Source organism: Flammeovirga yaeyamensis (assembly GCF_018736045.1).
Taxonomy (GTDB): domain Bacteria; phylum Bacteroidota; class Bacteroidia; order Cytophagales; family Flammeovirgaceae; genus Flammeovirga; species Flammeovirga yaeyamensis.
Genome location: NZ_CP076132.1, coordinates 4456239 through 4482932, shown reverse-complemented (window position 1 = coordinate 4482932; position 26694 = coordinate 4456239). Strand labels below are relative to the sequence as shown.

The window sequence follows — 26694 nt, the reverse complement described above, 5'->3', positions numbered from 1 at the left end:
TGGATGACGATTATGAACAAATACACTAGTGCTTTGTCAACTGTACTTGCTGCAGGTACATTGTTCTTCACGAACTGCTCGAACGTAGACGTGAATAAGATGGCCGAAGAGCAAGGCTTGACAATTAATCCTTCACCGTTAGAATTACACGGTGACTCTGTAGTTTTTGACATTGATACAAAACTTCCAGCGAAGACGTTGAAGAAAGGTTTTACTTACGACGTAGTTGTACAGTATAACCCTAACGATGCTGAGCCTATCGAAGTAGGTGTTGTATCTTTCAATGGCGATGATTATGCTGATGCTCCTGAAGCAACTCCATCATTAAGCGAGCGTATGGCGTTTGCTTACGAGGATAAGTTTGAGAGAGGTCAATTAGAATACTTAGGTCGTGCGACTAAAGTGAAAAACCAAAAAGTTAAAGAAACTAACGATGGTGCTTTCGCTGCAATGCCAAACGGTTTAGGTCAAGGTGTTATCACAACATCTAAAAACTACCAACCAGTATTTATCGCGAACTACGCGGATCACGGTTACAACGATGCAGAAGAGTATATCCCAACTAACGTTGATTTCTTCTTCTTGCAAGGATCATCAGTTCTTCGTTACTCGGAGAAGAGAGGTGAGCAAGGTAAAGCTTTAACAGAGTATGTTTCTGCTAGCAACCCTACAAGAACTGTAACAATTACAGGTTCTCACTCTCCTGAAGGTTCGACTGAGGCTAACACTAAATTAGCTAACAAGCGTCCTGAGGCTGTACAAAGTTACTACGAGTCTTTATTAAAGAAATATAAAGTTGAGGAAGGTGAAGCTCCTCAATTCGTTACTAAGCCAGTAGTAGAAAACTGGTCTGCTTTCAAGGCTATCTTGAAAGATTCAGACAAGTTTACTGATGCTGAAAAAGATGAAATCTTATCAGTAGTAAATGGTTCAGGTGATTTCGTTTCTAAGCAATTGAAATTACAATCATTAGCTTCTTATAAGAAATTATTCCGTTACGTTTACCCTCCATTACGTAACGCTAAATCAGAGATCTTAGAGATCAAAGATAAATTGGATCCAGAAGTAATCAAGTCTCGTGCTGCTAGCATCGCTGACGGTCAAATGGCTTTAGATTCATTGTCTACTCCTGAGTTACTTTACGCTGCACACTTCGCAACTGATCTTGACGCTAAAGTTAAAATCTACGAAGCTGCTATCCGTAAAGACGATTCTGCAATCGCTCACAACAACTTAGGTGCAACTTACTTCGCTCAAGCAAAAGCTGCTGATGCTGACGCTGCTGCTGCATTGATCGAAAAAGCAATCCCTCACTTCGAGACTGCTGCTAAGTCTAACAGCATGCCAGAAGCTTACGCTAACCTTGCAGGTGCTAAGTTGACTAAAGGTGATGTTGAAGGTGCTCAAGCGGATATCGCTAAAGCAAATTCTTCTAACCCTTCAGTTGCTGCAACTACAAACGCAGTGAAAGGTTATGTTGCTTTATCAGAAGGTGATTATGACGGTGCTATCCAGTACTTCTCATCTGCTGGTGACGACGCAACTGTTCTTTACAACAAAGGTCTTGCTTACTTATTGAAAGCTGAAAAATCAGGTGCTACTGATTTCTCTCAAGCAACTGCTGCTTTCGGTGAGTCAATCAACGCACAAGACAACGCTTGGGCTCACTACGGTAACGCTATCGTTGCTGCTAGACAGTCTAAAGCTGACGAAGCAATCAAAGAAATCAAAGCTGCTGGCGACTTGAAAACAAAAGCTGCTCAAGATCTTGAGTTCTTCGCTCTTTGGGAAAATGCAGATTTCCAAGCTGCTACTAAGTAGTTTGTAAACATAAAAACAAAAAAGGCTTACTTCCATGGAAGTAAGCCTTTTTTGTTTTGAGTGAAAAGCGAAGGGGGGAAATGAAAAATTAAAAGTTAAAAATGAAAAACGTGAAATGTTAGGTGAAACGTGTAAGTAGTTTGTGTACAATTACTATCAATTTATGTTGAAACACTTTATTTCAACCTAATTTTTTAATACTCTTAGGATTAATATTTTTCACCTTTTACTTCTTACCTCAATCATATATCCCCAGCAATAAATTATTGGGCTATTGATACTCTATCTTCAATAAAACTATTCCTTATTCCCTATTAGTTATTACTTATAAACCGAGCGTTAGTTTAGCAACTCCTAATTCCTACCTCCTAATTTAACCGAGAGTTAAATTTGCTACCTGCTACCTGCTACCTGCTACCTGCTACCTGCTACCTGCTACCTAATAAAGATGCTGATACCTCTGCGATATCATCTTCGGCGTCACCTCAAATTTCTTTTTAAATGCTTCTGTAAACTTGGTACTTGATTTAAACCCACAGCTTCTGCTAATTTCTAATATTGATTTGTTCTCTGTGGCGAGCATTGATTTGGCTTTCTCTAATCTGAAGTTATAATGAAAACGATGGATCGATGTACCAAAAACCTGTTCAAAGTCTCTTCTTAGTTTTGAAACGGAGAAACCATATTCTTCAGATAAGTCTTCTAATGAGGGTGGACGTTCCAAGCTTTGTAATAACTTGTTTTTTAGGTCCATCATGTAGGTGAAATCCTGTTCATGTAAGCTGTGTTCTTTTATTTGATTTCGGCTTAGTAGCTTATCATAAAAGATACTTACACAGTCGCTGCCTCTTGCTACTAGTCGATTATTAAATACGGGAACATGCATTTCTCTAGACATTCCAAAAGCATCTTTTAACTGAACTTGTACTTCTAATGGGACAATCTCTGTTCTCCACCATAAGGAGGATTGATTGAACACATCACCAAAATACTTTGTAAAAGATACATGCTCATATTTAACGGCTTCTTGATCAACTCGGACAGCTAACCATTGATTAAGCGTATCTTTTTTGATATCCACCAAAAAATCTAAACGAGTATCGTAAGCTATCATATTGCCTGTTAACCCTAAATCTTTCCCCAGTTTTGTTTTCTTTCCTTGCATTACGGCTCCAATATGTTCAAAACGAAAACAAATACGAGCTGTTTCTTTGGTTTCACCTAAAGTGATCATTTGATGATCGTTTTTAAATTTTAAGGAGTTTAAAGTAACTTCTAAACCTTTTTGTAAAGAAAAATACCATACAAATCCCTCCACCCATTCGTTATTTACAGTATAGTGGTGTTTATTATGAAGGGTACCGCCAAAAGTATCTTTTAGTTGGAGTAATAAAGAATGTTGTGTTCCTTCATTAAATGTAATTTGATAGGGAATTTTTTTACTCATCTTAGATTTCATCAAAAGTATTTAACCAATAACAAGAAAAACCCTCTATTTTAAAAATAGAGGGTGAAAATTACTTACTAATAAAGGAGTTATTTTTGAGCTTTTCTTTCGTCATTCCACTTATTGTACTGTTCCATAATTTTATCAATTGTGAAACTGTCAATAGATTGGATTTGAGGGTACTCGTACAACGATTGAACAAACTGACCAGCGATATATCCACCTTTGTATAAGAAGAAAGGTCTTTTTGATAACCAATGCCAGTAAGAGTTCGAATCTGTATCAGCACGCTCGTATGGATCTCTTCTGATGTTGAATACTTTTGGAGCTCTTAACTCAACGAATGGCTCTAACCATAACGCTAATGTTTTCGCTCTTTGCTCCATGTATACTACTTTCCAGTCATCTGTACGAATTGCAGTGATGTCACCATCATCAGAAGTATAAATGAATGTATGTCTTGGAGATTCTTCAACTTCACCTTTGAAATAAGGAAGCATGTTGAAACCATCAATAGTAGTTTGTACATCTCTACCCATGTAAGAAATACCTGACTCAATTTCTTGTTTGATGTTATCCACACCAGCTGCAGATAATAAAGTAGGTAGCCAGTCTTGGTGAGAAACGATACCGTTCAATACTTTTCCTTCAGGGATTTGACCTTTCCACATTACGTGACAAGGGATTCTGTAACCACCTTCCCAGTTCGTATTTTTCTCAGATCTGTATGGAGTTACAGCACCGTCAGGCCATTCGTTGTAGTGAGGTCCGTTGTCAGTAGAGTACATGATGATCGTGTTTTCCATCATGCCCAAATCTTCCAACTTCTGTAAAATCTTACCAATGTTTCTGTCGTGATCAACCATTGCATCCGCATAGAAAGTGTCACCTTCCATTCCAGAAATACCTTTGATGTCCTCAGCAGGGTAAGTAGGGTAGTGCATACCTACAGTATTGTACCATAAGAAGAAAGGCTCATCTTCTTCAGATTTCTCGTCTAACCACTCTAAAGTTCTATCAGTGATTTCACGGTCTACAGTTTCCATACGCTTTTTCGTTAATGGACCTGTATCTGAAATTCTACCGTCAGCATATGAGTGAATCACACCTCTTGGTGCGAATTTTTCTTTGAACCACTCTTCTTTAGGGTAGTCCTCGTGCTCTGGCTCTTCCTCTGCGTTCAAGTGGTAAAGGTTACCGAAGAACTCGTCGAAACCGTGGTTTGTAGGCAATTGCTCATCTCTATCACCAAAGTGGTTTTTACCAAATTGAGCAGTAGAGTATCCTTCTCTTTTCAACAACCAAGCGATAGACGGGTGCTCGTTTTTGAATCCAGCAGGAGCACCCGGCATACCAACTTTAGATAAACCAGAACGGATAGGGCTTTGTCCTGTCATAAATGCAGATCTACCTGCAGTACACGACTGCTCACCATAGTAATCCGTAAATGCAATTCCTTCTTCAGCGATTCTGTCGATGTTAGGAGTTCTATAACCCATTTGACCTCTGTTCCAGAAAGACAAGTTAAATTGTCCGATATCATCACCCCATAGGATAACGATGTTTGGTTTTTGATTTTTCTTTGGTTTTCCTTTGTCGTCGGCTAAACTGACAAAAGACAACGCAGATAATAATAGTATAATTACCTTTTTCATATCATGTATTAGTCTTAATTCAATGATATAAAACGATGATAACAGATAGGTAGATTATACTTTAGTTTTCAAAAAATATCCTGTTTTGTTCAAGTGTGGTGTTTTTTGGTTTGCCCACGATTTCGATCGTGGGCTATAAAAAGGGATGTGAGAGCTGCTAAAGCACTATCTGATCAATTTTATTCAATTCCTCCGAACTAAACTCAATATTATTCAGGCAGCCAATACTATCAAGAAGTTGTTCTTTGCGACTTGCACCTACTAATACAGAAGTCACACTTTCGTTTCTAACCAACCAAGCCAATGACATTTGAGCTAACGTTTGTCCTCTGCTTACAGCCATCTCATTCAAAGCTTTCACTTTATATAATACATTGTCAGTCAGCTGTTCTTTATTGAGGTGGATTTTATTTTCATTGGCCATTCGACTTTTTTCTGGAATACCATTTAAGTATTTATTTGTTAGCATTCCTTGGGCAAGAGGAGAGAAAACGATGGCACCTTTTTTATGTTCCGCCAATTTATCAAATACTCCTTCTTCTGGAGAACGATCTAAAAGTGAGTATCTACATTGATGAATGATAAAAGGTGTCTTTAATTCTTTGAATAGTTGAACAGCCTTTTCCGTTTGATCAGGATCATATCTTGATATCCCTATATATAATGCTTTACCAGACTTAACTAATTGATCTAAAGCCAAGACAGTTTCTTCCAATGGGGTTTCAGGATCGAATCGATGAGAATAGAAGATATCAACATACTCGAGACCCATTCTTTTTAAGCTTTGGTCGCAGCTCGAAATAATATACTTTCTTGATCCACCAATACCATACGGTCCAGGCCACATATCGTATCCTGCTTTACTACTTATAAGTAGTTCATCTCTGTAAGGGAGAAAGTTTTGTTTTAAAATTCGGCCAAAATTTTCTTCTGCAGAACCATATGGAGGTCCGTAATTGTTTGCTAAGTCAAAATGAGTGATGCCGTTATCAAAAGCAGTGGTGGCAATTTCTGTTGCATTTTCGAAGCTATCATGATTACCGAAATTGTGCCACATTCCTAAAGATAGGATAGGAAGTTTTAATCCACTGTCTCCACATTTACGATAAAAAATTTTTTCGTATCGATCCTGTGATGGAGAATAAATTGGTTTAATCATATTAAATAATGTTGTTTTTTTGTTCTCAACGAAAATACAAGAATTAGCGTCAAAAAGTCTTTAATTTTATAAATTTTGGCTGAATCGGGGATCAATTATCAACTTTTAATGATATATGTTCTTTTTTCACTAAAACCTTTTGCACTATCCTATTAAAAAATAGATGAAAACTTATTATCTTGGCATCCGAAAACGAAAATACTGATATAATTAGCAGAACTTTTAATAAGTAATGAGAGAAATACAATTCAGAGAAGCCCTTAGAGAGGCGATGCAAGAGGAAATGCGTCGTGATAAAGATGTATTTATCATGGGTGAGGAGGTTGCTGAATACAATGGTGCCTATAAAGTAACTCAAGGTATGTTAGACGAGTTCGGTCCTGATCGTGTGATTGACACTCCGATTGCAGAACTTGGTTTCGCAGGTATTGGCGTTGGTGCTGCCATGAACGGTACACGTCCAATTGTTGAATTCATGACTTTCAACTTCTCTTTGGTAGCAATTGACCAAGTAATTAACAGTGCAGCGAAAATTCTTTCGATGTCTGGAGGACAATATTCGGCACCAATGGTATTCCGTGGTCCAACTGGTAACGCTGGTCAATTAGGAGCTCAGCACTCCCAAAACTTTGAAAACTGGTATGCTAACACTCCAGGTTTGAAAGTAGTAGTTCCTTCAAATCCATATGATGCAAAAGGTCTTCTTAAAGCATCGATTAGAGATAACGATCCTGTTATTTTTATGGAATCAGAAGTAATGTATGCTGATAAGGGAGAAGTTCCTGAAAGCGAATACATTATTCCATTAGGGGTTGCGAACGTAATTTCAGAAGGTACAGATGTTACTTTGGTATCTTTTGGTAAAATGGTTCACGTAATCACTAAAGCGGCAGAAGAGTTAGAAGCAGCAGGTATCTCAGTTGAAGTAATCGACTTACGTACTGTAAGACCAATCGATTATGATGCGATCCTTACTTCAGTGAAGAAAACAAACCGTCTTGTAGTTGTTGAGGAAGCTTGGCCATTAGCGTCAATCTCATCTGAGATTTCTCACCACGTACAATTGCATGCATTCGATCACTTGGATTCTCCAGTGGTAAGAGTAGCATCTAAAGACGTTCCACTTCCTTACGCACCAACATTAATCGAAGAAATTCTTCCTAACGTTGCACGTACAGTAGAAGCGGTAAAGAAAGTGATGTACAAAAAGTAATCTAGATTACCTTATTTAGATTATAAACTTCATAAAATAAACCTCTTGTATCAAGTATCTTTGAGACAAGAGGTTTTTTTATGCCTAACAACTAGCACAATAAACACTAAATGGAATGGAACCTAAGACAGAAATCGATTATACAATTAGTTTATGCGATGTTTCAGAAATAGATCGCATTGCCCCATTATGGAAAAAATTATATGCCTATCATCATACAATGAGGCATCATACAGTTCATGAACCAACGGATGCCGATTGGAACCGTAGAAAAACCAAACTTCGTGATAAGGCTTGTGATATGATTGTATTAATTGCCGTATCAGAAAATCAGCCTGTCGGCTATTTAGTAGCATCTCTACAAAAGCTAGAACCTACTTGCGGAGAAGTTGATTCTTTATTTGTTAGAGAAGACCTTCGAAGTGATGGAATAGGAGGTGCTTTACTTGAGGAGGCCTTAAATTGGTTTAATTATAAAGGAGTTATTCGAAAAAAGTTAGCAGTAGGCATTGAAAATGAAAGAGTGCTTCGTTTTTACGAACGCTATGGGTTCAAGGCGAAAAGGGTGATACTTGAAGGTTAGTAATAAGTAACAGGTGGGAGGTGATTAATTTACGCTCGAAACTAGAAGAGTTAGGAATTAGGAGCGAGGAGTTAGGAGTTTTTCTTTTTCTTGGCTTTATATTTTCTCCATCCATAAATGATAAAACCTAATAGAATAAAAAATGGCCAAAGCTTAAACATATAGACAATAAAATCAATAAAAGTAATCCAACCATTTGAAAAAGCATATTTGATTCTATTCAAGAAACTATCTCTTTGTTGTGTTTTGTATTGAGTAAAACCAGGTTTTTCTAAAGTGAGATCTAAAGTACTATAAGCAACCAAATCACTTAAGTAATTTAAACGACCAGTTTGGCTTTCAATTTCCTCTTCTAGCTTTCTGATTTTTTCTTCAATTTCTAAGATTTCTTTTACTGTTTGAGCCTTTTTAAGTAAGTCGTTATACTTCTTAAGGTAATTTCTTTTATTCTTTAGTCGTGTTTCAATGTCAATAAATTGATCTGTAACATCTCTTGCTTTAATATTTTTATAGGTGATTTTTCCATTTCCTTGCTCAACCTGACTTAAGAACGTTTCGAATTGATGACCAGGTATTCTAATTTTTAGCTCATATGAATTTGTCCATTCGTCATTTCTTAAATCTTCTTGCTCGTAATAAGCATTATTATTTTTTACAAGAACATCAATTTTTGATTTTGTCTTTTCTAAATCAAAAACTTCAATTGCAATTTTACCATCTTTAATGATCTTTTTTTGGACTCCATCTTTTTGAGGTAAAGGTGATGAGTTGTCAGAAATAGAGGTAGGTATTGTTATATCTTCATCCATCATTTCTAAATCCATCATTCCTAAATCCATTAATATTTGTCCATCAGAGTTTTTTTGATGACAAGCTGAGAATATTAATAATAAGGATAGAGTGGTAATTAGATTTCTCATAATATTAGTTTTATTGAAGAAGGATTAATGATTTTAATGTTTGCTTTTATCATTAAATAGTAATTTCTGTTATGTCAATGTAAACAAGGCACACTAGAAGTTCAACCTTAGAAGTTGGCCTATAAGTTTTTTTAAGATTGAAATAAGTCATCAGTTAGATATTTATAATTTATTAATACAACTGAGAAAAAATACCTCAAACCTTAATTTGGTTAATTTAAAAATGGGCTAAAGTTGAAACATTTGGTTAGAAGTTCTAAATAGTTTTGTTGAAGCTAGTCTATTATAACATTACCTTATATTATTTCCCTCTTACTTAAAAAAATAAACCAAGGAATAAATTAAGGGGCTTTTGATACTTTATGGCAAAAATTTATTCCCTATTAGTTATTACCTAAAAAATAACGAGCGTCAATTTAGTAACTCCTAATTTCTCCCTCCTAATTTCTAATTAAAAACAAGCGTTAATTTTGCTACCTGCTACCTGCTACCTGCTACCTGCTACCTGCTACCTGCTACCTAATCCCTAATTTCCCTAACGAACGTCTCTTCAGGATAAATCACCTCAGACAAAAACAGTCCCTGACCTGGAGCCAGATGTTTTGCGGCTCTTTTTCTATCTTTTAATGCGAGTGTTTCTCTCATGTAGTCCACAGTCATTCTACCCATGCCCACTTCCATCATGTTGCCTACGATAATACGGATCATCCCTCGAAGGAAACGGTTAGCGGTGATGTGGAAAGAAAGGTTATTTCCTTCTTTGGTCCAATGTGTCGACATGATATCGCAAATATGGGTATTTACATCGGCGTGCATTTTAGAGAAGGCAGTGAAATCTTCGAATTCTAAAAGTACTTTGGCAGCTTCTTGAAGTTTATCAAAATCAGGTTTTCTGAAGTATTGCCAAACGAGACCTTGTTTGAAAGGGGATTTTTCAAGACAAATATCGTAGCGGTAACTTCTTTTAGTGGCATCAAATCGTGCGTGTGCATCTTCTTTTACCTCCCAAAGGCTTTTTACGGCAATATCATTAGGTAAAAATGAATTGATTCGGTGAAGAATGTTTTTGCCATTTAAATCATCGGGATGATCAAATTGAGCGTATTGTTGTGCACAGTGAACGCCGGTATCTGTACGACCGCTTCCAATAGTATTTATTTCTTGACGTAATAATTTGCTGAGGACAAAATCCAACTCGCCTTGTACGGTAGTGGCATTTGGTTGTACTTGCCATCCGTGATAGTTGGTACCTAGGTAAGCGATTTCAACAAAATATCTCATTATACTACTGTTTGATGATCAAAAATGGTTTTCGAGATCAATTTAAAATTTTGATAAAAAAAAACCGCAAAACCTGTTAAGATTTTGCGGTTAGCACGGGCAGTAGGATTCGAACCCACGACCTGCGGTTTTGGAGACCGTAACTCTACCAGCTGAGCTATGCCCGTGTGTCTTTAAGACGTTGCAATATTAATAGGTAGATCTTTTTTATGCAAATACGGATCAATAAAAAAAATCAAATACACTTTAAGGTATTCATTATGAGCCTAAAAAAAAGAAGGCTGATGTAAAAGAAAATTCATTTTATTGGAATTTATCTCTTAAATCAGCCTTCAGTCGATGTTTTACATCAAATGACTTCTAAAAATACAAAAGTATTATAGTCCTAAAACTTCTACACCTTGGTTGAAGATGACATCAGTAGGGATGTTTGCATCATCAATCTTATCAAGATCTTTCTGAAGATCTAGTGTAATCTTACCTTTTTCTTGTACAAGTTTAGAAACACCTTCGTAATCACCATCACCTTGAAGTTTTAGAATGATTGCAGAAAGGTCGTTCATTGCTTGTTCCATTTTAGGATAATTCACTTTATAGAATCCCGAAGCTTCGTCGTATTCAAAAGCACCATGTTCTTTAAAGAAATTGAAACGGATCATGTTTGCTACACCGTGTGCTGATGCTGCACCAAAACGTACCGAACGGAAGATACCAGCAAGGAAAGTAGTGTAGTAGTCTTTCATGTTACCTTTAATTTCTCCTTTTTTATGAAGTTGAGAAACCATGTATAGACCCAAGATATCTGCTTTTCCTTCTTCTAAAGCTGAAGCATGTTCTTTTAGCGCTTTTCTTACAGTACCTTTTCCATTAATTGTTTCTTTGATACCCAACCCGTGTGCCACTTCATGGAACATAGTGTTAGCAAAGAATGCATCGAAAGTAATGTGTTTTCTTTGAGAAGGATCGATCAATACTTCTGAAATAGGAACTAGAATTTTTTCGTACTTCGCACGCATGGCGTTTTTCAATTGCAATCTTCTTGACCCTTTTTGTTCCTGCACTCTTTCGTCATTAGGAAGGTTGATCGCAATTGTTTTTGAACCAGCATTACAATCACCAGCATAGTACACCACATCGTAGGCGTTTAACTGAGAGTCGGTACCTGGAGTTTCGATTTTGTATTTACGCTCACAAGGAAGTCCTTTTTGAAGTTCAGGTAGGAAAGAAGCAAATTTTGCTAATTTCTTCGACCACTCCATATCTTTGATTAAGACATAAGCTTCAAAAGAGGTTTTATAACCAAATAATTTGTCTTCGTAGTTTTCGATAGGACCCACCACAAAATCGATTGGATTTTCTTTCATGTCCATCCAAGCCATATCAGAAGCAAGGTAATCGTTCGATAAGAAAGCGTTTGCTCTTAATTTAAGGTATTTCTTTAAACCAGGGTCTTTCGCTAAATCAGAACATTCCATTAAAAGGCTAGACGCTTTTTCTAATTCGATTCTATACTCCTTCGAGTAAGGTACTACTTTTAGTTCGCCTCTAACATCCCTTCTAATAACAGTATATAGACTATTTTTATCTTGATTACTAAGTGCGTTGAACTCCTCCTTGGTCATATCTTGAGGATAGAAATTCGCTCCAATTGGTTTCTTAGAGATACCATCAATAAATGGTTTATTATCTTGAAGCCTATCCCATGGACCGTAGTTTACCTCAGCATATCTTTTTAATTCATCAGTTTTTAAAGATGAAATAAATGATTCTTTATCGCCGTAAGCCTGTTTCCAGAAAAGGTTATCCATAATCTTACTTACCTCGATCATTTTTTTGATCATCAAACGCTGGTTTTTATCTAAATGCTTGATGTCTGAAGTAAGTGTGAAGTCCGTATAATCTACCAAATTGCTCACCTTTGGAACGGTAACTACTTTTTTCTCTTCTTTCTTTTGTTCTTGGGAACATCCACTAAACAATGTAGCTCCCATGGCCAAACCTGCTATCAGGATTGTTTTTTTCATTTCGTTTTTATTTATGGTTAGATAAATAATTTATGACCGTAAAAGTAAACGTTGCGTAGTCAGTGATCAATAAATTGAGGATAAATCTATTCAGAAACCCACTTAAAATAACTTTTTAAAGGAAGATGATCAGAATACGTATTGGATTTAAGTACTTCTGTATGGGTGTTTTCTAGTCTTTGATGATCAAAAAAAGTGTAATCTATTCTAATAGGTAAGTCCCTGTGCGTAAACGACCAACCGTAATCTCCTGTGAAATGAGAATCTTTCGTATATTTTTTTAGGTTAAAGTAAGCATTACTATATGGTAAAGAGTTGGCATCTCCACATAAAATATAAGGGTATTTGCAGTTTTTTATCAAGCTATTTAATTGGGCTACTTGCTCTTCTCTTTTTAATGACGAATGATATACTTTTTTAAAGATATTGATTCCCTTTTCAATAAAGGATTCGTTGGTCTTATTTCCGTTATCAATAGCTAGGGATTGCAAATGGAAATTGACAATTCTTAAAGTGTCTGATGAATCATTGACAACATCCACCCATATAATTCCATTGGTTACTCCACTCACTTTTTTATTAAACTTTAAGTACCCTTGGTCGATAATTGGAAACTTAGATGCGATCCCTAAACCAAAAGTGGCCCCTATATGATTGGTAAGAAAAGGAGGTGCATAAACATGTAGTTTTTTGATATCAGTTAGCTTACGGTTGAGTTGAAATAAACTGTCAGGGTTAGACTTTTTTAATAAAGTATCACAATTATAATATTCCTGAAAACAGTAAATGTCAGTATCATCCTTTAGAATCCAGTCAATCATTCCTTTCGATTCTTTATAATCTTGATTTAGATACTGATAGGTGTTAAAAACAGAGACATTATAACTCATTACAGAGAAATCAGCTTCCTTTTGTGAACTAATATTCATTAATAAAGAAAGGTCTGATTTACAGATAATAACAGTTATATACAATAAAAAAAACTTTTTAAAATGTCTTTTTTGTTGAAATAATTCAATCAAAGTCGAAACAACCAAAAGTAGCAAATAGATAGGCGTTCCAAGTGATATTACAAACGCTAGAGGGAAGATATTTGCAGGTAATAGGCCTATTAATATTAGGAGAATAAGTGATATTCCAAAAAATCTAATCATATACAAAGATAAAAAACCTAAAGATGCGATTAATCACTTTTTTAATTAATGTAAATTTTTAGTTTTATGTAGAGATACGCATAAGTTAAATGAAATAAACGGTAGGACATAACTACTTTGTTTAGTAAACACCCATCACTAAATGAACACAATTGAAAATGATGATCAAAGTCAGTAAAAACTATTGACATCCGTCATGTTGCACCCGTTGAAATGACAATTATCTTTGCGTAATAATATTAGAACTCTTTTATTTTATACATTTTATATATCCATGAGTGCAATCATAGTATTGATAGGAATTAGTCTGGTAGTCGCCTTAATCTTTTTAGGTGTGTTTATCTGGTCTGTAAAGTCCAATCAGTACGAAGATACTTACACTCCAAGCATCCGAATATTATTCGAAGACGATGATCGACAAAGAACAGCAACACAAACCGGAGACGACGAGCAATCTTGAGCATTTCTCGTACGATAACGTGATTGTAAAGAATTTCGCAATCGCGACAATGTTTTGGGGGGTAGCCGGTATGGTAGTGGGACTTTTAGTAGCATTACAACTCGCAAACCCTATCTTTAATATAGGCGAACAAGCCTGGTTAACATTTGGTAGACTTAGACCGCTTCATACAAATGCAGTTATCTTCGCTTTCGTAGGTAACGGTATGTTTGCAGGTATCTATTACTCATTACCTCGATTGTTAAAAGCTAGAATGTACAGCGACCTACTTGGTAAGATACATTTCTGGGGATGGCAATTGATTATTCTTTCCGCTTTAATTACTCTTCCTTTAGGTTTTACTCAAGGTAAAGAATATGCAGAATTAGAATGGCCAATTGATATTGCAATTGCAGTAATCTGGGTAGTATTTGGTTTAAATATGATCATGACGATGATCAAACGTCGTGAACGCCACTTATACGTAGCAATTTGGTTCTACATTGCCACTTTCGTTACTGTAGCGGTACTTCATATTGTAAACTCTTTAGCTTTACCTTTATCGTTATTCAACTCTTACTCTGTGTTTGCAGGTGTACAAGACGCCTTAGTTCAGTGGTGGTATGGTCACAATGCAGTAGCATTCTTCTTAACTACTCCTTACTTAGGTTTAATGTACTACTTCGTTCCTAAAGCAGCGAATCGTCCGGTATACTCATATAGATTATCGATTATCCACTTCTGGTCATTAATCTTTATCTACATTTGGGCAGGTCCTCACCACTTATTATATACTGCATTACCCGACTGGGCACAATCATTAGGTACTGTATTCTCAGTAATGTTGATTGCTCCATCATGGGGTGGTATGTTGAACGGTCTATTGACACTTAGAGGTGTTTGGGACAAAGTGCGTACAGAACCAGTATTGAAGTTTATGGTAGTAGCACTTACTGCTTATGGTATGGCTACTTTTGAAGGTCCAATGTTGTCTTTCAAAAACGTAAACGCAATTACTCACTATACTGACTGGACAATTGCTCACGTTCACGTTGGTGCATTAGGATGGAACGGTTTCTTAACATTCGGTATGTTATACTGGTTGTTCCCGAAAATGTACAGAACAAAATTACACTCGCTTAAATTGGCGAACGTTCACTTCTGGTTAGGTACATTAGGTATTGTATTCTATGTAATTCCAATGTATTGGGCAGGTCTTACACAGTCATTAATGTGGAAAGACTTTACTCCAGAAGGATTCTTGAAGTATCCTAACTTCTTAGAAACAGTTACACAAATTATCCACATGTATGAGCTTAGAGCTTTTGGTGGTCTATTGTATGTTGTTGGTGCTTTAGTAGCCGTTTACAACTACTACATGACTGCTGCTTCTGGTTCTTTATTGAAAGAAGAAGAAGCTTCTGCTCCAGCATTACAAGGTGGTCATAAGATAAAAAGATGGCACGAATGGATCGAGGCTCGTCCAATTCAAATGACGATCTTCTCATTAATTGCTATCTCAATTGGTGGTTTGGTAGAATTCTTACCTACGTATTTTGTGAAATCAAATACACCAACGATCTCTACTGTTCAACCTTACACCCCACTAGAATTAAAAGGTCGTGATATCTATATCCGTGAAGGATGTTACTTATGTCACTCTCAAATGATTCGTCCTTTCCGTTCGGAAACTGAACGTTATGGCGATTATTCTAAGTCTGGTGAGTTTGTTTATGATCATCCATTCCAATGGGGATCGAAACGTACTGGTCCAGATTTAGCAAGAGTTGGTGGTAAGTATCCAGATTCATGGCACTACAACCACATGTTAGATCCAGGTTCAATGTCACCAGGTTCTATCATGCCATCTTACCCTTGGTTATTGGACGACGACATCAATGTTGATGATGTTCCTGCTCAAATCTCATTAATGAGAAACTTGGGTGTTCCATACGAAGAAGGTTATGAGGACAAAGCAGTGGCAGACCTTGATAAGCAAGCTGACGAAATCGTTGAAAGCTTAATCAATGACGGTTCTGAAACTGATTCTAGAAAAGAAATCGTAGCACTAATTGCTTACCTACAAAGATTAGGTATCGACGCTGGTAAAGCATCAAGTGTTCCTTTAAAATAATTTATAGTGAAGGTGGCTTGTAAGAGTCACCTTCCAAATCAACCCTTGTTATGTATAAAGATGTACTAAGATCTATAGAAGATGTTGAGATATTTCCAGTGATTGGAATACTTATCTTTTTCACTTTTTTCGTTGCCTGGAGTATTTATGCTTTCAGTATGAAAAAAGATGAAGTAGCAGAACTATCTAGTATGCCTTTAGATCTTGATGAAGACACCGAAAATAACAGCACAAATGAATTTAAGTAGACTTTCGAAACATTTAATGTCTATGGTGATGATCCTAGGCATGATTTTATTCAACGCTTCAGGCGCATTCGCTCAATCTGGTACACAGAGTATGCTAAACTCTATGAATGCTAGCGAGTGGGCAATTACATTATTAGGATTTGCTATCGTAGTATTTTTCTTGATCTTCCTAGTATTGGCTTTGGTGTTTTATACAGTGGTTGTGACAAAAAAACAAACAAATCAATAACTGTTACTTGTATTGATTTTCAAACTATTTGAAACATGAAATCTGCAAATAAAAAAATAATGGCGATGGTACTGATGGCACTTACAGGTCATTCAGCATTCGCTGCCGGAGATCAACTGATCTACGGTGTGGATAATTTCGATACATTGTTGTTTATTCTAGTAACCATCTTAGGATTACTTTTCATTGCAATAATGATCGTTGCTTTAGGTTTACTTTATGTTGTAAGACAAAGCTTACAATCAATGCCTAAAACAGAAGAAGAATTAGCATTCGAAAAAGCTGGAGAAACTGGCTGGTGGCAATTCTTCTGGCAAAAGCTTCAAGGTGCCAAGCCAATGGCATTGGAAAAAGATATCTTAATGGACCACAATTACGATGGTATCCAAGAATTAGATAACGATCTTCCACCTTGGTGGAAAGCAATGTTCTACATCTGTATCTTGAGTGGTTTTGTTTATTTAGGTGTTTATCACTGGTGGGCAGAGTCGGATGCAGAACCTGTATCTATTGCAGAATATCACCAAACAATGGAAGATGCAGAAGCAGCTAAGAAAGCCTACTTAGCAACTATGGCAAATTCAATTGATGAAACTAACGTTGCCGTTTCTACTGATGCTGGCGATTTATCAGCTGGTAAAAAAGTATTTGATGGTAACTGTAAAGCTTGTCACGGTGGTGCCGGTGAGGGTGGTGTAGGTCCAAACCTAACTGACGAATACTGGTTGCACGGTGGTGATGTTGCAAGTATTTTCAAAACAATTAAATACGGTGTGACGGAGAAAGGTATGTTGGCTTGGGAATCTAAGTTGACTCCTCAACAAATGTCGCAAGTATCTAGTTATATTTTGAGCTTACAAGGAACTAACCCTCCGAACGCTAAAGCACCTCAAGGTGATAAAGTAGCTGCAGAATAAAACATTTTAATATAGAAGAGGGTAGTCTATTTAGATTACCCTTTTTGTCTTTATTAAATATCAATATATCATCATATATAAGAATATTGTGTAAATTGATGATATAAAACCTAACCAATAGAAAAGACTATTGGATAAAGATCTTCATCATAAATAAGCACGTCTGATCATGAGAAAGGATTTACACTCCCAATCGCCGGATTCATTCAGAGACAGTATATCTACTGTAGATTCACAAGGTAAAAGGATTTGGCTTTACCCAAAGAAGCCAAGTGGGAGATATTATAATGCAAGAAAGTGGGTAGCCTACATTTTAGTAGCCTTCTTTTTTGTTGGACCTTTCCTTAAGATCAACGGACAGCCTTTCTTTATGATGAATATTCTAGAAAGAAAGTTTGTCATTTTCGGACAACTTTTTGTTCCTCAAGACTTCTTCATTTTTGTATTGATCATGATTTCCCTCGTCATATTTATCGTATTGTTTACGGTAGTTTATGGACGTGTATGGTGTGGATGGACCTGTCCTCAGACCGTTTTTATGGAAATGATCTTTAGAAGAATCGAATATTGGATTGAGGGAGATGCGAATCAGAAAAGAAAATTGGATAATGGCCCTTGGACAAGGGAGAAATACATTAAAAAGATTTCTAAGCATACCATTTTTATCGTTTTCTCTTTAGCCATAGCCAATATGGTTTTAGGTTATATCGTAGGAGGAGATGAACTGATTCATATGGTGAAAAATAAACCTGCTGAAAACTGGCCAGTCTTTTTGGCACATATTGGCTTTGCAGGGATCTTCTATTTCGTTTTTGCAAAATTCAGAGAACAAGCATGTACTCAAGTTTGTCCTTACGGACGTTTGCAAGGTGTATTTTTGGATAAAGATTCCATCGTAATTTCTTATGATCACGTTAGGGGTGAACCAAGAGGAAAACTTAAGAAACAGAAGAGAGCAACATCTGGATGTGGAGGTTGTGGATCTCAACAAGAAGCAGTAAAGCCGATTGTGAGTAGAGTAAAGCCAAAACGACCAACACCTGCACCACTTCCTGAGATTAAGAAGGAAGAAAAGCCAAAAGAAGAGGAAGTTAGAAAAATGACATTAGCAGATGTGAATGCCTCTGCTTCTGAAGAACAACCTCAAGGTGATTGTATCGATTGTAAACTTTGTGTACACGTTTGTCCTACCGGTATTGATATCAGAAATGGTACTCAATTGGAATGTGTAAACTGTACTGCTTGTATCGATGCTTGTGATGAAGTAATGGATAAGATTGATAAGCCAAGAGGACTTATCCGTTTTGCCTCAGCTAATGATATCGAAAAAGGAAAACCATTTAAGTTTACCACAAGAATAAAAGCTTATACAGCTGTATTAACCATATTGGTGGTGGCAGTAGTATTTGCTTTAACGACAAGAAACGATATAGAAACTACGGTTTTAAGAGCTCCAGGCATGTTGTATCAAAAAGCCGATAATGGTGATATTAGAAATTTATATACTTTAAATATCATCAATAAAAGCAATGTAGATTATAACGACTTATCGGTGAAGTTGGTTGAGCGAGAAGGTAAAATCACTATTGCAGGTGGTCAAATGATATTGAAACAAGAAGGAAAGCTCGACGGTGCTTTCTTTATTGAAATTCCACCAAGTGAATTGGATGGAAGAAAGAATGAAATAAAACTTCAAATAATGAATGGTGACCAGATAATTGACGAGGTATCGACCAATTTTATGGGGCCAGCTAAAAAGCGTAATTAAGATGAAAGTACATTGGGGGAAAAGTGTTGTAGTAGTATTTGTTATTTTTGGTGTATTTATTATTTCAATGGTCATCAAAATGTTTCAAGTACCGGTAAATATGGTTTCCAAACAATATTATGCCGAGGAACAATTGTATGAGGTGCAGCAACGACAAAAAGACAATATCAAGTTGTTGTCTGCTGAGCCAATCATCACATTAAATAAGGCAGATGGTAATATCGATTTCATTTTGCCACAGGATATTCAAGATATAGAAGGGAACATTCGTTTCTTTCGTCCATCAGATAGTCGTTTAGACTTTAATGCACCATTAAAATTAAACGAGGCTAATGCACAAGCGATTGATGCTAGCCGTATGGTGAAAGGACGTTGGATCATCAAATTAACCTTCACTTCTAAAGGTGTAGACTACCTATATGAAAAGTCTTTGGTCATTTAAGATCAATTAATACATAGGATATGAACGAGTTATATTTAACGGCATTAGGACTAGGCTTTGCAGGCAGTTTCCACTGTTTAGGTATGTGCGGTCCTATTGCGTTAGCGATTCAAGGAGGTCAAACAAGCGGACCTAAACTTTTCTTAGACAGACTTCTTTACAATTTAGGTAGGGCAATGACCTATGGCTTCTTGGGAGCAATTGCGGGTCTTATTGGCCATGGTTTATCTTGGTTGGTAGGGTATCAGGTATATCTAACAGTATTTTTAGCTGTTATGATGATTGCCTTTGGAATTTTTGCCATCAATCCAGATAAGTTGCTAAACATGGTGCCTTTCTTGGGTGGTTGGTTCCAATGGATTAGAAAGCAGCTAGGTAAATTTATGAGGGACGCTAAATGGTATAACTTCTTTACCATAGGTGTATTGAATGGCTTTTTACCATGTGGGTTGGTGTACATGGCAATGATTGCTGCATTATCTACAGGAAATGCCTTTGAAGGAATGAGTTACATGATTGCATTCGGAATGGGTACAATTCCTATGATGTTTGGCGTGGCTGTAGCTGGTCAGTTCCTAGAAGCTAAGGTAAGGTCCAAAGTGAAGAAGATATATCCTGTTCTTTTTTTAGCGATGGGTGCATTGTTGATGATGCGTGCTTATAACATTCATGAATCTTCTAAAGAGTTGGCCGAAAAGCCAATGGAACAGGTAGAAATGAAGTGTCATTAATCTATTTGTAACAATTGATAAAGGATACCAAATTATCTTGTTTTGTATAATCTTGTTAGGAGACTTAACAGAAATGTATAGATAATATCGTATATTTAAGAAACAATTGACACCTGCATTTTATTGACACAACAATTTATCGAGAACCTGTTTTTCAATTTAAATTAGACGAAAATGCCTTCACACGAAATCAAAACTTGCCAGCGTTGTAAAAAAGATTTTGAATGTAAAGTCGGGAACATCACTCAATGTCAATGCTACGAGGTAAAAATGACCTATGAGGAAACTCAGAGAATGAGAAAAGAATATGATGATTGCCTTTGTGCATCATGCATGTTGGAACTTCAAATCCAATACAGGAAAGAAGAAGTATTTAGTAAGTAATTAACATCGAAACTTTATATATCTACAAAAGTCACGGATTCAGTATCTTGTGACTTTATTTTTTTGAAAAAAAATCATTGCACAATCTATAGTTACATTTAAAAGATTATGATGTCTTAATTACGCATAACAATGTACTTAAAGTGAAATTAACATCATAAATTCCCCCATTTGTTTCAACAAAATTCCTTACATTTTTCTGAACTATTGCATAATCTTAAAGTTGGATTATATAAAGATATAGCTGTTTGCGACTATTTGGCATGTTATTATAAACTTGTATAAGTGAAATTTTCTTCGATATCTTTGTAATGCTATTATACGACATTCTATCTGATTGCTAGAACCTTAAATTGCTCACATAGTGAGACCAATTCAATAACTGACTTAAATAAATAATGAAAAAGCAATTAATGATGCTGATCCTGATTGGGATCACCATGATGAATTCCTATGCTCAAGAATTCATTAATTTTGAAGACAATTCAAATCAAAGAAAAAACATCTCTCTTCAACAAACTGAAAGCGTATTACGACAACAACTACAATTGACACCCCCCGTTGTTTTTAAACAAATCGATACGAAAGTTGACGACCTTGGAATTAGCCATCGTCGTTTTCAAGAGTATTATCAAAATGTGAAAGTTGAATACGGAGGTTACACCTTAAACTTCAAGGGAACAACTCCTCTTTCAATTGTTCACTATGTAAAACAAATTGATATACCTTCGGTAGAAGCAAGTATATCTGAAGAAGAAGCCTTGAGTCTTGCCGTAAAACATGTTGGTGCATCAAAGTATATGTGGCAACTTGCAAATCAAGAAGAAATGGCTTCAAAAATGTCAAATGGAAAACAAACGACATTCTATCCGAATGCAGAGTTAGTGATCGTTCCAAATTACGAAGCCACAGAACGTGAACTTAAAATGAAACCTGTGCTGGCATATAAGTTTGATATCTATGCTGAACAACCCCTAAGTAGGTCTTTTATTTATATCGATGCTATTACGGGTAAAGTGGTTCATATCAACCCGATTATAAAACATGCAGAAGCGAATGGAACTTTGGCGACTCGCTATTCAGGTTCAAAAAGTTCGAAGACAGATTCTTATAACGGTAGTTATCGTTTACGTGATTATACTAGGGGCAGTGGTATTGAAACGTATGATATGAATACTGGTACCAACTACAACTCTGCTGTAGATTTTGTAGACAGTGATAATAATTGGACTTCTGGAGAGTGGAATAATGCTCAAAAAGATAATGCAGCATTTGATGCACATTGGGGGGCACAAATGACTTACGATTATTTTATTTCAGAACACAACAGAGATAGTTGGGATGGAAACGGAGCTAAAATTAAAAGTTACGTTCATTTTGATAATGCCTATGATAATGCATTCTGGAATGGATCAGTAATGACTTATGGAGATGGGAGTGATACTTATTTTGACGCATTAACTTCTTTAGACGTTGCTGCTCATGAAATAGGACATGCTATCTGTGAAACAACGGCTAATCTTGTTTATCAAAGAGAATCTGGAGCTTTAAATGAAGGGTTTTCTGATATTTGGGCCGCTTGTGTTGAAGCTTTTGCTGCTCCAGAAAAAGATATTTGGTTAATCGGAGAGGATATTGAAAGAAGGTCCACGAGTCAGGCACTACGTTCGATGAGTGATCCAAATTCTGAGAATCAACCCGATACTTATGGAGGTTCTTATTGGCAAAATCCCAACTGCGGAACACCTACCAGAAATAATGATTACTGTGGAGTACATACCAATAGTGGCGTATTAAACCATTGGTTTTATATTCTTACAGTTGGGAAAAATGGTACAAATGATATCGGAAGCAGTTACTCAGTTTCAGCAATAGGTATAGAAAAATCGGCTAAAATTGCCTATCGTACAGAGGCAGTTTACCTAACTTCGACTTCTACTTTTGCTGATGCAAGAACGTTTTCTATTCAATCGGCTATAGATTTATACGGAGCAGGTTCTAACGAAGTAGTGCAAACAACGAATGCATGGTATGCTGTTGGCGTTGGAAGTGAATTTGGTACGATTTCTTATTGTTCTTCTGCAGGATCGGATGCCTCTTATGAATGGATTGCCAATGTTACTGTTGGTGATATGATAAACACTACAGGAACCAATGGAGGGTATAACGATTTTTCTTCTTCTAAATCTGTAACAATGTCTGCGGGAAGTACCTACAATGTTTCATTATCACCTGGTTTTTCTAATACAGCTTATAATGAATATTGGAAAATATGGATTGATTATAACGGTGATGGAGATTTTGACGATGCCAACGAATTAGCTTTTGATGCAGGTGGTTTAAGTCAAACAACTCAAACAGGAAGCATTACAGTTCCATCCACAGTAGGTGATGTTACCACTAAGATGAGAGTGTCTATGAAGTATAATGGAACTCAAACTGTCTGTGAAACATTTAGTTATGGTGAAGTTGAGGATTATGAAGTAATTATCTCAAATAGCGGAACTCCTCAAGTATGTGATGTGCCAACAGGATTATCTGTAAGTAATATTACAGCTTCAACTGTGGACGTTTCTTGGAATAATGTTTCCGCAGCCAACGATTTTACAATAAGATTAAGAGAAAGTGGTGGAACTTGGAGCGATTATACGGCTACCAATCCAAGTGCGTCTTTTACGGGTTTAACGGAAAATACGTCTTATGATCTTCAGGTGGCATCCAACTGTTCATCTGGCTCATCAGCCTTTTCTTCAATCGTTTCCTTTACTACTTTATCATCAGGAGGAGGTGTTCCAACATCATATTGTTCGTCTACAGGTAGCAACGATTTTTACTTCTGGATTGATAATGTAAATGTAGGAGGATTAAATAATTCTTCTTCAAAAGATGGAGGATATGGTGATTACACCAATCTTTCTGCAGGTACAATTACAAGAGGAGCAAGTGAGACCATCACGTTTAGTGCTGGATATAATAATACTCTTTACACTGTTTATTGGTCAATTTGGATTGACTATAACAGAGATGGTGATTTCGAAGATGCTAACGAACTTTTTGTACAAGGATCATCAAGTAGTGCGGGTACTTTAACATCGACCCAAACGATTCCTGCTACAGCTTCTTTAGGAACTACCCGAATGAGAGTTTCAATGAAGTATGGATCCGTATCTACACCTTGTGAAACATTTACTTACGGTGAAGTGGAAGATTATTTAGTGAATATCACTTCTTCTCCAAGTATAAATGCTCCTTTAGTTTCTTATGGTAGAGAGTTGATATCTGCAATGCCATTAGACAATGATATCTTATCAAGGGATTTTAGTATCTATCCAAATCCATCAAGTACTCTGATAAATATTGATGCTAAAACTTTTGTAGGGAATGGCGTGATGAATATTTATAGCATCAACGGACAAAATATCCTTTCAATTCCGGTAGATCAATCGAAAACTGTAGTTCCAATTGATCAACTTAAAAAAGGGTTGTATTTAATTAAAATCAACAATGAATTAGAGTCTCAGACCAAGAAGTTTATTGTAGAGTAATTAAATCAGAGTTCTTTGAACTCAAAAACATCTAGCAATTAGAATTAGATAGACAATCAAATAATAGCAAAGCTGTCCTGAATTTTGGGGCAGCTTTTATTTTTATTGAGGATCTACATCAATACTCACCCAAACTCTACTAAATGCCTTTTCTTCTTTTTGTTGAAGAATGGCTTTTTGGATAAGCCCTTTTGCCTTTTTCAGGTCTATTCCTTCTCTTTCTAACTTGATCAGAATTTCTGAGAGGAAGTAATTTCTAATTTTATTGATACCTGGTTCTTGAGGTCCCAGGATACGTTTTTGTCCTAACCAATTGACCAATAGTCGAGCTAATTTTTCTGATGCTTGATTGGTTAAATCTTGCTTCTCACTTCGAACAGTTAATTTGATTAATCTCGTGTAAGGTGGGTAATGGTATTGTTCCCTATCCTTAATTTCTTTTCTAAAGAAATTGCGATAATCGTTTCGAGCGACTTTAGCAAAAAGTGTTTCTTTGGGTTGATGGGTTTGTAAGATAACAGTTCCGGTTTCTCCTCTACGCCCTGCTCGTCCACTTACCTGTGTAAGTAATTGAAAGGCTCTTTCATGGGCTCTAAAGTCGGGGTAATACAACATAGAATCGGCATCAATAATACCAACTAATCGTACATTTCCGAAGTCTAATCCTTTGGTCACCATCTGAGTACCTACCAGTACATCAATGTGGCCTTCTTCGAAATCAGTGAGTATTTGTTCGTAGCTATGTTTTCTTCTCGTGGTATCCAGATCTAAACGCCCCACACGAATATCAGTTAAATGCGTTTTTAATCCTTCCTCAATTTTCTGAGTTCCCAACCCTACTGTCTTCATATTGGTAGAACCACAAGAAACACAAGTATGAGGAACGTGTTCTTTATGTCCACAATAATGGCATCTCAGCTCATTTCTATAAATATGATAAGTGAGTTTTACATTACAACTTGGACAAGAAGGCACCCAATTACATACATCACATGTTACGTAAGGGGAATAACCTCTTCTATTTTGGAATAAGATTGATTGATAGCCTTGTTCTGTATTATTATTGAGTTCATGAAGCAGATCATCAGAAAAATCGTCCATCATTTTCTTCTGCTTCCGCTTCTCTTTTATATCTATGATTTTGATTTCTGGCAATTGAGCATCTCCAAAACGTTCATGAAGCCCTGCATAAGCATACTTTTTCTTAGCCGCCAAATAATAGGATTCCAAAGAAGGAGTAGCTGATCCCAAAACTACTTTTGCATGATGCATATGTGCCAATACCAAAGCCAAATCTCTACCTTGATAACGTGGGGCAGGGTCGTGTGCTTTGTATGAACTATCGTGTTCTTCATCGACAATAATTAAAGAAAGATCGGTGAAGGGTAAGAATATAGATGATCTTGTTCCCACAATGACTTGAAATTGATCTTCTTGAACGCCTTTCCACGTTTCTACTCTTTCATTATCAGAAAATTTGGAGTGATAAATCCCTAATACGTCACCAAAATAGACTTTCAATCGCCTTACTAATTGACTTGTTAAAGCAATTTCAGGAATAAGGAATAAAGCCTGTTCTCCATTATCAATAACACTTTTGATTAACTGAAGATAGATTTCTGTTTTTCCACTTCCGGTAACACCATGAAGCAAACAGACATTCTTTTCATTTAAACCATGAATCGTTTTTTCCAAACATTCCTGTTGAGCAGGAGATAAGACTGGTGTAGGTTGAACTTTATCAGCTGCGGATAGTTCAAATCGAGGAACTTGTCTTTCGAACTCTTCAAATATGCCGTTTTTGGTCATTGTTCCCACCGAACTAGGGGATAGGGGACGACCAACATGAAGAAACTCTCTTTTGTTTACCCCATGATAATTTAAAAGGTGATCATCATGAATAGGCACCAAAGAAAGGTACTTTAGAAGTGCATCTTCTTGTTTTGTTTTTTTGGCTAGATGTTCGAAAAGCTTGTCTACGAGATGAGGTTGTTCAGCATAGTATTGCACCAACCTCAACCTCTTTTCCATTTTAGGTTTATACTTTTCCTTAATTTTTTCTATCAAGAGAATAGCCTCCATTTCTATCAAATTCTTGATAGTTTTATAAGGGCTCTTGATTTCCAGAATCTCACCCACTTGGGTGTAAGGAATGGTTTGTTCTTTCTCTAAATAGCTCATCAAAGTAAATTCCCGATCGTTCAAACGCTCAAGATTTTCTTCGACGATAAAATGAGGATGGATCTGTAAAAATGACTGACTACTTAGTTTAAGTCCTGATGGGAGTGCTACATTGAGGACTTCGCCAATAGAACACATATAATAGTCGGCCACCCATTGCCAAAGTTTTATCTGAGAAGGCAGGACACTAGGTTCTACCTCCAGTACTTCTAATATAGGTTTAGGATCGTATTTCTCCGGTACTTTTTGATGAATCTCCGAGACAATACCCGTGTACATTTTTCTATTTCCAAATTCTACAAGCACACGATGTCCCACCACCAATTCAAGATCTAATTGAGGTGGAATAGCATAGCAAAAACTTTTTGGAATAGGTACAGGTAATAAGACCTCGGCAAATTTCATAGAAGCATTATAAA

General features: G+C 36.4%; 21 protein-coding genes and 1 tRNA gene. 13 read left to right on the top strand and 9 right to left on the bottom strand.

Annotated elements, in window-relative coordinates:
* The first annotated feature begins 12 nt into the window (after positions 1-12).
* Complete coding sequence (locus KMW28_RS17715; RefSeq protein WP_169662959.1) at positions 13-1821, top strand: tetratricopeptide repeat protein; 1809 nt, start codon at positions 13-15, stop codon at positions 1819-1821.
* A gap of 439 nt (positions 1822-2260) precedes the next feature.
* On the opposite strand, the gene KMW28_RS17710 is transcribed toward KMW28_RS17715, so the two are convergent.
* From KMW28_RS17710 to mgrA, 3 genes are all read right to left on the bottom strand, one after another.
* Complete coding sequence (locus KMW28_RS17710; RefSeq protein WP_169662958.1) at positions 2261-3268, bottom strand: helix-turn-helix transcriptional regulator; 1008 nt, start codon at positions 3266-3268, stop codon at positions 2261-2263.
* Positions 3269-3357: 89 nt separating this feature from the next.
* Positions 3358-4923 carry an arylsulfatase gene (locus KMW28_RS17705; RefSeq protein WP_169662957.1) on the bottom strand — a complete coding sequence of 522 codons (1566 nt, stop codon included), beginning with the start codon at positions 4921-4923 and terminating at the stop codon, positions 3358-3360.
* Positions 4924-5080: 157 nt separating this feature from the next.
* On the bottom strand, positions 5081-6082 hold the full coding sequence (gene mgrA, locus KMW28_RS17700; protein ID WP_169662956.1) for an L-glyceraldehyde 3-phosphate reductase: 1002 nt from the start codon (positions 6080-6082) through the stop codon (positions 5081-5083).
* Between the two features lie 232 nt (positions 6083-6314).
* On the opposite strand from mgrA, the gene KMW28_RS17695 reads away from it, so the two are divergent.
* Positions 6315-7295 (top strand): pyruvate dehydrogenase complex E1 component subunit beta, encoded by a 981-nt coding sequence (locus KMW28_RS17695; RefSeq protein WP_066212302.1) that lies wholly within the window; start codon positions 6315-6317, stop codon positions 7293-7295.
* Positions 7296-7410: 115 nt separating this feature from the next.
* Positions 7411-7878, top strand: coding sequence for a GNAT family N-acetyltransferase (locus KMW28_RS17690; protein ID WP_169662955.1), 468 nt, complete (start codon positions 7411-7413; stop codon positions 7876-7878).
* 71 nt (positions 7879-7949) lie between these two features.
* On the opposite strand, the gene KMW28_RS17685 is transcribed toward KMW28_RS17690, so the two are convergent.
* The 5 genes from KMW28_RS17685 to KMW28_RS17665 form a co-directional block, all read right to left on the bottom strand.
* Positions 7950-8798, bottom strand: a complete 849-nt coding sequence (locus KMW28_RS17685; protein ID WP_169662954.1) for a DUF4349 domain-containing protein — start codon at positions 8796-8798, stop codon at positions 7950-7952.
* A 519-nt stretch (positions 8799-9317) separates the two neighbouring features.
* Entirely contained in the window at positions 9318-10079 is a 762-nt protein-coding gene (truA, locus tag KMW28_RS17680) for a tRNA pseudouridine(38-40) synthase TruA (protein WP_169662953.1), read from the bottom strand.
* Positions 10080-10173: 94 nt separating this feature from the next.
* Positions 10174-10246, bottom strand: a tRNA-Trp gene (locus KMW28_RS17675).
* 210 nt (positions 10247-10456) lie between these two features.
* Complete coding sequence (locus KMW28_RS17670) at positions 10457-12103, bottom strand: dipeptidyl-peptidase 3 family protein (protein WP_169662952.1); 1647 nt, start codon at positions 12101-12103, stop codon at positions 10457-10459.
* Between the two features lie 86 nt (positions 12104-12189).
* On the bottom strand, positions 12190-13032 hold the full coding sequence (locus KMW28_RS17665; RefSeq protein ID WP_169662951.1) for an endonuclease/exonuclease/phosphatase family protein: 843 nt from the start codon (positions 13030-13032) through the stop codon (positions 12190-12192).
* 499 nt (positions 13033-13531) lie between these two features.
* Between KMW28_RS17665 and ccoS the strand changes: the two genes are divergently transcribed.
* The 10 genes from ccoS (at position 13532) to KMW28_RS17615 (ending at position 24094) form a co-directional block, all read left to right on the top strand.
* Positions 13532-13717: a cbb3-type cytochrome oxidase assembly protein CcoS gene (ccoS, locus tag KMW28_RS17660; protein ID WP_066212311.1), complete on the top strand. Its 186-nt coding sequence runs from the start codon at positions 13532-13534 to the stop codon at positions 13715-13717.
* A complete protein-coding gene (gene ccoN, locus KMW28_RS17655) occupies positions 13668-15830 on the top strand; it encodes a cytochrome-c oxidase, cbb3-type subunit I (RefSeq protein WP_169662950.1) in 2163 nt (720 codons plus the stop codon). The genes ccoS and ccoN overlap by 50 nt, the downstream gene beginning before the upstream one ends.
* Positions 15831-15880: 50 nt before the next feature.
* On the top strand, positions 15881-16078 hold the full coding sequence (locus KMW28_RS17650) for a hypothetical protein (RefSeq protein WP_066212315.1): 198 nt from the start codon (positions 15881-15883) through the stop codon (positions 16076-16078).
* Positions 16065-16307 carry a hypothetical protein gene (locus KMW28_RS17645; protein ID WP_066212317.1) on the top strand — a complete coding sequence of 81 codons (243 nt, stop codon included), beginning with the start codon at positions 16065-16067 and terminating at the stop codon, positions 16305-16307. Before KMW28_RS17650 ends, KMW28_RS17645 begins: the two co-directional genes overlap by 14 nt.
* A 35-nt stretch (positions 16308-16342) precedes the next feature.
* Complete coding sequence (locus tag KMW28_RS17640; protein WP_240972570.1) at positions 16343-17224, top strand: cbb3-type cytochrome c oxidase N-terminal domain-containing protein; 882 nt, start codon at positions 16343-16345, stop codon at positions 17222-17224.
* A gap of 169 nt (positions 17225-17393) precedes the next feature.
* Positions 17394-18992 (top strand): 4Fe-4S dicluster domain-containing protein, encoded by a 1599-nt coding sequence (locus KMW28_RS17635; protein WP_169662949.1) that lies wholly within the window; start codon positions 17394-17396, stop codon positions 18990-18992.
* A 1-nt stretch (position 18993) separates the two neighbouring features.
* Positions 18994-19434 (top strand): FixH family protein, encoded by a 441-nt coding sequence (locus KMW28_RS17630; protein WP_169662948.1) that lies wholly within the window; start codon positions 18994-18996, stop codon positions 19432-19434.
* 20 nt (positions 19435-19454) lie between these two features.
* Positions 19455-20165: a sulfite exporter TauE/SafE family protein gene (locus tag KMW28_RS17625; RefSeq protein WP_169662947.1), complete on the top strand. Its 711-nt coding sequence runs from the start codon at positions 19455-19457 to the stop codon at positions 20163-20165.
* A gap of 174 nt (positions 20166-20339) precedes the next feature.
* Complete coding sequence (locus tag KMW28_RS17620) at positions 20340-20549, top strand: cysteine-rich CWC family protein (RefSeq protein WP_066212324.1); 210 nt, start codon at positions 20340-20342, stop codon at positions 20547-20549.
* Between the two features lie 398 nt (positions 20550-20947).
* Complete coding sequence (locus KMW28_RS17615) at positions 20948-24094, top strand: M4 family metallopeptidase (protein WP_169662946.1); 3147 nt, start codon at positions 20948-20950, stop codon at positions 24092-24094.
* A gap of 102 nt (positions 24095-24196) precedes the next feature.
* Here the strand turns inward: KMW28_RS17615 and priA are convergent, their stop codons facing one another.
* The gene (gene priA / locus KMW28_RS17610) at positions 24197-26680 is read right to left on the bottom strand and encodes a replication restart helicase PriA (RefSeq protein ID WP_169662945.1); all 2484 of its coding nucleotides are present in this window, start codon (positions 26678-26680) and stop codon (positions 24197-24199) included.
* Positions 26681-26694: the final 14 nt, after the last annotated feature.

What these genes read in the sequence shown, in the direction of transcription:
- KMW28_RS17690 (WP_169662955.1), top strand. Translation starts at nt 7,411, where the DNA reads ATGGAACCTAAGACAGAAATCGATTATACAATTAGTTTATGCGATGTT.
- KMW28_RS17685 (WP_169662954.1), bottom strand. Translation starts at nt 8,798, where the DNA reads ATGAGAAATCTAATTACCACTCTATCCTTATTATTAATATTCTCAGCT.
- KMW28_RS17715 (WP_169662959.1), top strand. Translation starts at nt 13, where the DNA reads ATGAACAAATACACTAGTGCTTTGTCAACTGTACTTGCTGCAGGTACA.
- mgrA (WP_169662956.1), bottom strand. Translation starts at nt 6,082, where the DNA reads ATGATTAAACCAATTTATTCTCCATCACAGGATCGATACGAAAAAATT.
- KMW28_RS17620 (WP_066212324.1), top strand. Translation starts at nt 20,340, where the DNA reads ATGCCTTCACACGAAATCAAAACTTGCCAGCGTTGTAAAAAAGATTTT.
- priA (WP_169662945.1), bottom strand. Translation starts at nt 26,680, where the DNA reads ATGAAATTTGCCGAGGTCTTATTACCTGTACCTATTCCAAAAAGTTTT.
- ccoN (WP_169662950.1), top strand. Translation starts at nt 13,668, where the DNA reads ATGATCGACAAAGAACAGCAACACAAACCGGAGACGACGAGCAATCTT.
- KMW28_RS17665 (WP_169662951.1), bottom strand. Translation starts at nt 13,032, where the DNA reads ATGAATATTAGTTCACAAAAGGAAGCTGATTTCTCTGTAATGAGTTAT.
- KMW28_RS17615 (WP_169662946.1), top strand. Translation starts at nt 20,948, where the DNA reads ATGAAAAAGCAATTAATGATGCTGATCCTGATTGGGATCACCATGATG.
- KMW28_RS17630 (WP_169662948.1), top strand. Translation starts at nt 18,994, where the DNA reads ATGAAAGTACATTGGGGGAAAAGTGTTGTAGTAGTATTTGTTATTTTT.
- KMW28_RS17695 (WP_066212302.1), top strand. Translation starts at nt 6,315, where the DNA reads ATGAGAGAAATACAATTCAGAGAAGCCCTTAGAGAGGCGATGCAAGAG.
- KMW28_RS17705 (WP_169662957.1), bottom strand. Translation starts at nt 4,923, where the DNA reads ATGAAAAAGGTAATTATACTATTATTATCTGCGTTGTCTTTTGTCAGT.
- KMW28_RS17645 (WP_066212317.1), top strand. Translation starts at nt 16,065, where the DNA reads ATGAATTTAAGTAGACTTTCGAAACATTTAATGTCTATGGTGATGATC.
- KMW28_RS17635 (WP_169662949.1), top strand. Translation starts at nt 17,394, where the DNA reads ATGAGAAAGGATTTACACTCCCAATCGCCGGATTCATTCAGAGACAGT.
- truA (WP_169662953.1), bottom strand. Translation starts at nt 10,079, where the DNA reads ATGAGATATTTTGTTGAAATCGCTTACCTAGGTACCAACTATCACGGA.
- KMW28_RS17640 (WP_240972570.1), top strand. Translation starts at nt 16,343, where the DNA reads ATGAAATCTGCAAATAAAAAAATAATGGCGATGGTACTGATGGCACTT.
- KMW28_RS17625 (WP_169662947.1), top strand. Translation starts at nt 19,455, where the DNA reads ATGAACGAGTTATATTTAACGGCATTAGGACTAGGCTTTGCAGGCAGT.
- ccoS (WP_066212311.1), top strand. Translation starts at nt 13,532, where the DNA reads ATGAGTGCAATCATAGTATTGATAGGAATTAGTCTGGTAGTCGCCTTA.
- KMW28_RS17710 (WP_169662958.1), bottom strand. Translation starts at nt 3,268, where the DNA reads ATGAGTAAAAAAATTCCCTATCAAATTACATTTAATGAAGGAACACAA.
- KMW28_RS17650 (WP_066212315.1), top strand. Translation starts at nt 15,881, where the DNA reads ATGTATAAAGATGTACTAAGATCTATAGAAGATGTTGAGATATTTCCA.
- KMW28_RS17670 (WP_169662952.1), bottom strand. Translation starts at nt 12,103, where the DNA reads ATGAAAAAAACAATCCTGATAGCAGGTTTGGCCATGGGAGCTACATTG.